Genomic DNA, 8,245 nt, shown 5'->3' with positions numbered 1-8,245 from the left:
AACAGCGCGAAGTGCTGGAAGACCATGCTGATCTTGTGGGAGCGGACCTCGCGCAGCTCCTTGGGAGCCAGCGTCGTCAGGTCCTGCCCGTCGAAGCGCACGTGTCCCGCGGTGGGCTCCAGGAGTCCGTTCAGCATCCGCAGGAGCGTGGACTTACCGGATCCCGACAGACCCATGACGACGAAGATCTGGCCGGACTCCACGGTGAACGACGCGTCGATCACGGCGGCGGTGGTTCCCTCGGAGCGCAGCTCCTCACGGTCCACACCGTTACGGAGCTTCTCCACACCCTCATCGGGTTGTCTGCCGAATACCTTGTACAGGTCTTCGGCTTCAAGCCTGGACACATACACCTCTCGGGTCGAAACAACACGGCCCGCCTCCCCCGCCGGCGGGCCGTAGAGCGATACGGATCTGTCCGCTTGACCGGTCGACCTCAATAGTTGAAGTACGAACCGGCACCGCTCCGTGGCCGCGCCTGCCCCCGTTTATCTGAAACAAACGGGGGAGTTACCCAGTTCACAGTGTGTTCACTCATATCGATCAGACCCCTTACGTTCGGTGACTGTCAGTGGCGTGCGGCATGATGCGAACGTGACCCAGACGACATCCACGACAGGATCGGCGGCCCGGGCGGATCGCCGTCTGATGCTGCTCGACACCGCATCTCTGTACTTCCGGGCCTACTTCGGGGTCCCGGACTCGGTGAAGGCCCCGGACGGCACCCCGGTGAACGCGGTGCGCGGGCTCCTCGAATTCATCACCCGCCTCGTGCACGACCACCGGCCCACGCACCTGGTGGCGTGCATGGACGCGGACTGGCGCCCCCAGTGGCGCGTCGACCTCATCCCCTCGTACAAGGCGCACCGCGTCGCCGAGGAGACTCCCGCCGGCTCGCCGGACGCGGAGGAGATCCCCGACACCCTCTCCCCCCAGGTCCCGGTCATCGAGGCGGTGCTCGACGCGGTGGGCATCGCGCGCGTGGGCGTGGAGGGGTACGAGGCGGACGACGTGATCGGTACGTTCACGGGGCGGGCCGAGGGGCCGGTCGACATCGTCACCGGCGACCGTGACCTCTTCCAACTGGTCGACGACAAGCTGGAGCGGCGCGTGCTGTACCCGCTCAAGGGTGTCGGCACGCTACAGGTGACGGACGAGGACCTGCTCCGCGAGAAGTACGGGGTGGACGGATCCGGGTACGCGGACATGGCGCTGCTGCGCGGCGACCCGAGCGACGGACTGCCGGGCGTGCCCGGCGTCGGCGAGAAGACGGCGGCGAAGCTGCTCGCGAGTTACGGGGACCTGGCCGGGATCATGGCGGCCGTCGACGACCCGAAGTCGAAGCTGACGCCGACGCAGCGCAGGCGGCTCGACGAGGCGCGCCCGTATCTGGCGGTGGCGCCGAAGGTGGTGCTGGTCGCCGGGGACGTACCGCTGCCGGAGGTGGAGACGGCACTGCCGCGCGAACCGCACGATGCCGCGACCCTCGAGGAGTTGGCGGTCCGCTGGGGCTTGGGAGGATCTTTGCAGCGCCTCCTCAGCACCCTCTCAGAATGAGGTGTTAGCTTAGGTATACCTAACTAATTGTGATCGAGGGAGACCGCCCATGGCCGAGCGCCCCGCACGCCCGCCCCGCAAGGCCCGCTCCGCACAGGTCGTGCGCGCCGAGAGCCTCACGCCCCACATGCGACGAGTGGTGCTCGGCGGTGAGGGGCTCGCTGACTTCCCGCAGGAGCTCGAACACACCGACCACTACGTGAAGTTGCTCTTCGCACCGGCCGGGGTGACCTACGAGGAGCCCTTCGACGTGGCCAGGATCCGCGAGGAGCTGCCCCGCGACCAGTGGCCCGTGACGCGTACGTACACGGTGCGCACCTGGGACCCGCAGGCACTGGAGCTCACCCTCGACTTCGTGGTGCACGGCGACCAGGGCCTGGCAGGGCCGTGGGCCGCGAACGTCACGCCCGGCGAGACCATTCATTTCATGGGCCCCGGCGGCGCCTACCACCCCGACACCACGGCGGACTGGCACCTGATCGCCGGTGACGAGAGCGCCCTGCCGGCGGTCGCCGCCGCCCTCGAAGCGCTGCCCGAGGGCACGCGGGCACACGCCTTCGTCGAGGTCGAGGGCCCCGAGGAGGAGCAGAAGATCGACTCCCCCTTGGAGATCACCTGGCTGCACCGCGCGGGCCGCCCGGTCGGGCAGGCGCTCATCTCCGCGGTGACCGGGCTCGACTTCCCCGAGGGCCGCCCGCACGCGTTCGTGCACGGCGAGGCGGGCTTCGTGAAGGAGCTGCGCCGCCATCTGCGCGTCGACCGCGCGATCCCGCGTGAGGACCTGTCCATCTCCGGCTACTGGCGCCTCGGGCACAACGAGGACGGCTGGCAGGCCTCGAAGCGCGACTGGAACGCGCAGGTGGAGGCCGAGCAGGAGGCCTGATCCCGCGCCCCGGCCGCCGTACCCTTTCTCCCTGTGAGAAGACGCAAGCGCCCCGCCCCGCCGCCCTCCCCGCTCGCGCAGCGTGCAGGCATCGACGCCGTTCGCGTACGGATGCCGGAGGGCGGGCCGGGGCGCACCGTCCGGGACCACCTCGTACAGCGGCTTCCCGCGGAGGACGCGGTGATCGACCGGATGATCGCGCAGGGCGCGTTCGTGACGGCGGACGGGCACCCGGTCACCGCCGACAGCCCCTACGAGGTGGGTGGCACCGTGTGGTTCCACCGGGACCTCGCGCCCGAGGTCCCCGTGCCGTTCGCCGTCGAGGTCGTGTACCGCGACGAGCACATCGTGATCGCCGACAAGCCGCACTTCCTCGCCACGACGCCGCGCGGCAGTCATGTCACCGAGACCGCGCTCGCCCGGCTCCGCCGCGACCTCGGCATCGAGCGGCTGAGCCCGGCCCACCGCCTCGACCACCTCACGGCCGGGCTCGTCCTGTTCGTGGTGCGGCCCGAGGAGCGCGGCCGCTACCAGACCCTGTTCCGCGACCGCCTGGTCACCAAGCGGTACGAGGCGGTGGCCGCGTACGACTCCGGGGTGGAGCTCCCCGTCACCCTGCGGGGCCGGATCGAGAAGGAGCCGGGGAAGCTCGCCGCGTTCGAGGTGCCGGGCGGGGAGCCGAACGCCGAGAGCCGCATCGAACTCGCCGAGCGCAAGGGGGACCTGGCGCTGTACCGCCTCACCCCGCACACCGGCCGCACGCACCAACTGCGCGTCCACATGAACCGGGTCGGCCTGCCGATCCTCGGCGACCCGCTCTTCCCGGAAGTCGCCGACCGCGCGGCGGACGACGACTTCCGGCGCCCCCTCCAACTCCTGTCCCGGTCCCTGGAGTTCACGGACCCGGTGACCGGCCGCGAGCACCGCTTCGTGAGCCGGAGGGACCTCACGGCCTGGACCTCGTACGAGCGGTGGGACCAGGGACCGGTCTAGGACACCGGCTCACTCACCGCGCCACCAGCGCAGGAAGCGCTGCCACACGCTGAGCTCGGCCGAGGCCGACCCCTGCGGGTCCGGGTGCGCGTACGGGCGCGGCGGCCGCGCTGCCGGATCGGGGGCCACCGGCGCGGCAGGCACTGCCGGGGGCGTCGTGGCCGGCGGCGGCGTCGGCAGGCCCGACGTGATCTTCCAGTCCGGCCGCTGCGAAGGCAGCTGGCCCGGCTGGGACCTCACGTCCTGCGGCGGACGCGGCGTGAAGTCCACCGGCAGCTCCACCAGATGCCGCCCCATGATCGTCGAAGTCCACCTCAACTCGCTCTCGGGGACTTCGAGTTCGGCGTCGGGCAGCCGCATCAGGAACGCGTCGACCCCGATCTCCGCCACCGCACGCCCGATGTCCTGTCCGGGGCACTCGTGCGGGCCGCCGCCGAACGCGAGGTGCGAGCGGTTGCCCATCATGTGGGCGCCGGGTTCGGGCCGTACCCTCGGGTCCGCGTTGCCCGGCTGGATGCCGAAGATCAGGCCGTCGCCCGCCCGGATCGGCTGCCCACCCAACTCCGTGTCCGCCTTGGCGAAGTAGCCGACGTTGGCGCTGAACGGCGGCTCGTCCCACAGCGACTGCTCGACCGCCTCCGGCACCGTCATCTGCCCGCCGTTGAGCCGCGCGCGGAACCGGGGGTCGGTGAGCACCACACGCAGCACGTTCGCGATGAGGTTGGCCGAACCCTCATGGGTGGCGATGAGGATGACCCGCAGGTTCTGCGCGACCTCGTCGTCGGTGAGTCCGGAGGGCGAGGTGATGAGCGTGCTGGTGAAGTCGTGCTCGAGGGGCGCGGCGCGGCGCCGCACGACGAGGTCCGTCAGGATGCCCATCAGGTACTCGTTGCACGCGATGGCCGACTCGCCACCCTTGAGCAGATCACGGGTGGCCTGCACGATGCGCTCGCTGTAGGCCTCGGGGGCGCCGAGCACCTCCAGCATCACCATCATCGGGAGGTGCTCGGCGAACTCCCTGACGACCTCGCACGTGCCGCGCTCGGAGAACCGGTTGATGATCTCCTGCGTGGCCTTGTTGATGGAGCGACGCAGCTCACGGTGCTCGACGGTCTCGACGGCGGCGGTGACCGGGCTGCGCAGCCGCAAGTGCTCGGCGCCCTCCTCCATCGCGCACATGGGCTGCCAGGTGAAGACCGGGGCGAGCGGGTGCGTGGGCCCGGCGGTGCCGTCCCTGACGGCGCTCCAGTTCCGGGAGTCCCGGTTGAACAGGGCCGTGGTGCTCACCATCTGGAGGTTCTCGCTGTGCCCGAGCACCGCCCACATGGGAACGTCCTCGTGGATGAGCGCCGGGGCGACCGGGCCGTACTCGGCACGGAGTTTCTCGTAGACACCGGCGATGTCCTCGTCCGCCTCGGGGCCGTAGAGCCGGCGCAGGCCGTCGGGGCCGAGGGCGTCGTGGGCGGGGCAGCCCGGCGGCGGCGCGAGCGGGGAGTCTCCGAGTGCGTCGAACGCGGTGGGCGGCTGTGAAGGCTGGGAGGGTGACGTCACGGGAATGCTCCGGTCGGTTTGGTTCGACGAAAGAAGAAGCGAACTACGTGAAGGAACACGGTGATTGATGGCACGTCAGGTGCGGTGCAGCGCCATCTCGTGCAGATACCGCATCAGCGTGAGCAGCACCTCGCGGCTGGACGCCCTGCGGCGCACGTCGCAGTCGACGATGGGGACGTACGGACCCAGGTCGAGGGCCGAGCGCAGCTCTTCGCTGGGGTAGCGCGGTCCGTCGGGGAAGGTGTTGTTGGCGATCACGAACGGCACTCCGCGCTCCTCGAGCCGCCCGATCACGTCGAAGCTGACTTCGAGGCGGCGGGTGTCGGCGAGCACGACGGCGCCGAGCGCGCCCTCGAACAGACCGTTCCACAGGAACCAGAACCGCTCCTGCCCCGGCGTCCCGAAGAGGTACAGGACGAGTTCCTCGGTGATGCCGATCCGGCCGAAGTCCATGGCCACGGTCGTGGCGGTCTTGGTCTCCGAGCCGTAGTCGTCGTCGACGCCGATGCCCGCCTGCGTCATGGTCTCTTCGGTGGTGAGCGGCCGGATCTCGCTGACGGAGCCGACCATGGTGGTCTTGCCGACCCCGAATCCGCCCACGATGACGATCTTTACGGCCGACGTGACGGTGTCGGGCAGTCGTTCCTCGGCCCGGGGTCCCGGGATGTTCACGCTCATCGCGGTGTCGGTCCCGGCCGTGCTGTCAGAGCTTCTGTAGTCCATGCATCACCGCTTCGAGAAGGGAACGGTCCGCGACCGCGCCGCGGATCACCGGCGCGCGGGCCTGCACCAGCTCGGCCGCGAGGAGTTCGCCGAGCAGCACGGTGACCACGCTGAACGGCAGAGCGAGGTAGGCCGAGATCTCGGCCGTCGACAGGGGCGTCTTGCACAGGCGCATGACGGCGGCCTGCTCGGGCGGCGACGACGGCGGCGGATCTCCGCGCGCCACTATCAGGGTCACCAGGTCGAGCGGCGCGCGGTCGCTTCCGTCGGTGCCGCCCGTGATGACGTAGAGACGCTCGGGGTCGGGCTTACCGTCGACCTGCTGCGCCCGGCGCTCACGCCTGGGCGGCGGTTCCCTGAAAGGGGGTTCGGGGGGACGGTGCGTCATACGGTCTGGCCGTTGCGCCGTGGCGGGCTCGTCAGATGCGCCCCGATCCGGATGACGAGATCGCGCATCTGGTGGCTGACGAGGCCGGCGTCGACGAACTGGTCGGCGAGCACGGCGAGGTACGCGCCCTTGCCAGCGGCCATCAGATAGAAGAAGCCGCCGTCGACCTCGATGATGACCATGTTCATCTTGCCGCTGCTCTCCGGGATCTCCGTGGCGACGGCGGAGGCCAGCGACTGAAGTCCCGCGCAGGCGGCGGCGATCCGGTCGGCGGCGTCGGGGTCACCGCCGTAGCGGGCGATGCGCAGCCCGTCCGAGGAGAGCACGACCACCTGCTTCACATTGGGCACGCACTCGGCGAGCTCCTTGAGCATCCAGTCGAAATTGGCCCGTTGCTGGATCACTGGCGGTCTCCCTCGTCGACCTGCTGGTTGTACGCGTCGCCCTGCGGCTTGGCCGCGCCGTCCGGGTCCTCGGCGGTGTGCCCCACCGCGTCGGTCCCCTCGGCCCGGCCCGCCTCGGGCCGCAGCCCGCTCATGAACGCCTCGACCCACAGGCCGGGTTCGGGCTGCTCGGCCCCGCCGTGCCGGTCCTGCTCGCCGGGTGCGGCGGAGGCCGGTGCCGAGGTCCCGTACGCCGCCGGGGCGGGCTCCGCCGCGGGCGGCGGCGTCGAGAGGTCCGGGTTGCGGGGCGTCACGATGATCTGGTCCTCGATGACCTTCGTGTCGTACTTCCTGCGCCGCTGCGGCAGGCCGTTGGCCCGCCATTCCGTGACCACGGGAACGTCGTCCTCCATCGCGGCGACGAGTGGGGCGGAGGGGCGCGGGCCCGTGACGGGGCGCGGTCCTGTGGTGGGGCGGCGCGTCTTCTTCAGTCGCGGCTCCTCCTTGACCGGCAGGCCCTCGTGGTCGACGCGGGGCACGGCGGAGGCGCCGATGCCGTGGGCGAGGCCGGGGGCGTGCTGGGTGCTCAGCATGGCGCGCGGCACGACGAGCACCGCGCGCACGCCGCCGTACGCGGACTGGCGCAGCGAGATCTGCATGTCGTACATCGCGCACAGCCGACCCACGATCGCGAGCCCGAGCCGCGGGTTCCCGCCGAGGTCGTTGAGGTCGTAGCCGGCCTGGGCCTTCTCCAGCATCCCCTCGGTCTTGCGGCGCTGCTCCTCGCTGAGGCTGACGCCGCCGTCCTCGATCTCGATGGCGACGCCGGTCTGCACCTCGACCGCGGTGACGTGCACGCGGGTCGTCGGCGGCGAGTAGCGGGTCGCGTTGTCGAGGAGTTCCGCGCAGGCGTGGATGACGGGCTCGACGGAGATTCCCCTGACGGCCACGTCGCAGATGGCGTGCAGGTCGATGCGCGGGTACTCGAGGATGCGCGACATGGCGCCGCGCAGCACGCTGTAGAGCTTGACGGGCTGGGGCCACTGGCGCCCGGGGCGGGCGCCGCCGAGGACGGCGACGGAGTCGGCGAGGCGGCCGATCAGGGCCGTGCCGTGGTCGACGCGCAGCAGGTCGTCGAAGACCTCGGGGTTGCGGCCGTGGTCCTCCTCCATCTCGCGGAGTTCCTCGGCCTGCTTGTGCACGATGGCCTGGACGCGACGGGCGACGGAGACGAAGGCACGCTGTGCGCCGTCCCGCATCGTGATCTCGTTGTCGATCTCCGTGAGGGCCATGCTCATCAACTCGCGCTCGCCCGGCGTGACATCACGGAAGGCGGGCTCGGCGTCGCAGGTGTTGCGGACGGCGTCGCCCGGCCTGTCGCCGGTGGCCATCCGGTACAGGGCGTGCGGGAAGACCTCCTTGGCCACCCGCATCGTGCGGTGTTCCTGGGCGGCTATATGGGCTTCCAACTCGGCTACATGCTGGGCGTATTGGCCGCGCTGCGCCCTGTTGACGCGGCCGCGGCGGACCGCCTCGGCGGAGACGGCGAGCACGAGGAGCACGCCGAGCGCGCCGCACAGGGCGACGGCCGGCCGGGCGGGCTGCGTGACCAGGGCGGCGGCTGCTCCGGTGGCGGCCGCCATGACCATGGCGGGCAGCAACAGCACGCGCAGATAGGGGACTTCTCGGCCACCGGGAGGCGATTGAACACTCACCATGTATGCCCTCTGAACGGTCGGGTCTGGGAACGTCGGAGATTCAGGATGG

At 70.7% G+C, this 8,245-nt stretch carries 9 protein-coding genes; 3 read left to right on the top strand and 6 right to left on the bottom strand.

Annotated features, from left to right (window positions below; genetic code table 11):
• On the bottom strand, positions 1–347 hold a 347-nt coding region (locus ACWD2L_RS34990; RefSeq protein ID WP_351337386.1), incomplete at its 3' end, for an ATP-binding cassette domain-containing protein.
• A 301-nt stretch (positions 348–648) separates the two neighbouring features.
• Between ACWD2L_RS34990 and ACWD2L_RS34985 the strand changes: the two genes are divergently transcribed.
• The 3 genes from ACWD2L_RS34985 to ACWD2L_RS34975 are packed head-to-tail and all read left to right on the top strand — an operon-like array spanning position 649 to position 3,433.
• Entirely contained in the window at positions 649–1,557 is a 909-nt protein-coding gene (locus tag ACWD2L_RS34985) for a 5'-3' exonuclease (RefSeq protein WP_351337537.1), read from the top strand.
• 49 nt (positions 1,558–1,606) lie between these two features.
• Positions 1,607–2,440 carry a siderophore-interacting protein gene (locus tag ACWD2L_RS34980; protein WP_351337389.1) on the top strand — a complete coding sequence of 278 codons (834 nt, stop codon included), beginning with the start codon at positions 1,607–1,609 and terminating at the stop codon, positions 2,438–2,440.
• A 33-nt stretch (positions 2,441–2,473) separates the two neighbouring features.
• Positions 2,474–3,433, top strand: coding sequence for a pseudouridine synthase (locus ACWD2L_RS34975; RefSeq protein WP_351337392.1), 960 nt, complete (start codon positions 2,474–2,476; stop codon positions 3,431–3,433).
• Positions 3,434–3,442: 9 nt separating this feature from the next.
• On the opposite strand, the gene ACWD2L_RS34970 is transcribed toward ACWD2L_RS34975, so the two are convergent.
• The 5 genes from ACWD2L_RS34970 to ACWD2L_RS34950 all read right to left on the bottom strand — a co-directional run bounded on the left by ACWD2L_RS34970 (position 3,443) and on the right by ACWD2L_RS34950 (position 8,196).
• Positions 3,443–4,984 (bottom strand): cytochrome P450 family protein, encoded by a 1,542-nt coding sequence (locus ACWD2L_RS34970; protein WP_351337395.1) that lies wholly within the window; start codon positions 4,982–4,984, stop codon positions 3,443–3,445.
• 75 nt (positions 4,985–5,059) lie between these two features.
• A complete protein-coding gene (locus ACWD2L_RS34965; RefSeq protein WP_351337398.1) occupies positions 5,060–5,707 on the bottom strand; it encodes a GTP-binding protein in 648 nt (215 codons plus the stop codon).
• Positions 5,688–6,095, bottom strand: a complete 408-nt coding sequence (locus ACWD2L_RS34960; protein WP_351337400.1) for a DUF742 domain-containing protein — start codon at positions 6,093–6,095, stop codon at positions 5,688–5,690. Before ACWD2L_RS34960 ends, ACWD2L_RS34965 begins: the two co-directional genes overlap by 20 nt.
• Complete coding sequence (locus ACWD2L_RS34955; protein ID WP_266721521.1) at positions 6,092–6,499, bottom strand: roadblock/LC7 domain-containing protein; 408 nt, start codon at positions 6,497–6,499, stop codon at positions 6,092–6,094. Before ACWD2L_RS34955 ends, ACWD2L_RS34960 begins: the two co-directional genes overlap by 4 nt.
• Entirely contained in the window at positions 6,496–8,196 is a 1,701-nt protein-coding gene (locus tag ACWD2L_RS34950; protein ID WP_351337403.1) for a sensor histidine kinase, read from the bottom strand. Before ACWD2L_RS34950 ends, ACWD2L_RS34955 begins: the two co-directional genes overlap by 4 nt.
• Between the last annotated feature and the right edge of the window lie 49 nt (positions 8,197–8,245).

This window comes from Streptomyces sp. NPDC002754 (assembly GCF_053592315.1).
The sequence above is the reverse complement of the archived record's forward strand: the minus strand, read 5'-3'. Positions and strand labels throughout refer to the sequence as shown.

Coding starts and splice junctions, on each gene's coding strand:
- ACWD2L_RS34985 (WP_351337537.1), top strand. CDS start 649: ATGCTGCTCGACACCGCATCTCTGTACTTCCGGGCCTACTTCGGGGTC.
- ACWD2L_RS34980 (WP_351337389.1), top strand. CDS start 1,607: ATGGCCGAGCGCCCCGCACGCCCGCCCCGCAAGGCCCGCTCCGCACAG.
- ACWD2L_RS34965 (WP_351337398.1), bottom strand. CDS start 5,707: ATGGACTACAGAAGCTCTGACAGCACGGCCGGGACCGACACCGCGATG.
- ACWD2L_RS34960 (WP_351337400.1), bottom strand. CDS start 6,095: ATGACGCACCGTCCCCCCGAACCCCCTTTCAGGGAACCGCCGCCCAGG.
- ACWD2L_RS34950 (WP_351337403.1), bottom strand. CDS start 8,196: ATGGTGAGTGTTCAATCGCCTCCCGGTGGCCGAGAAGTCCCCTATCTG.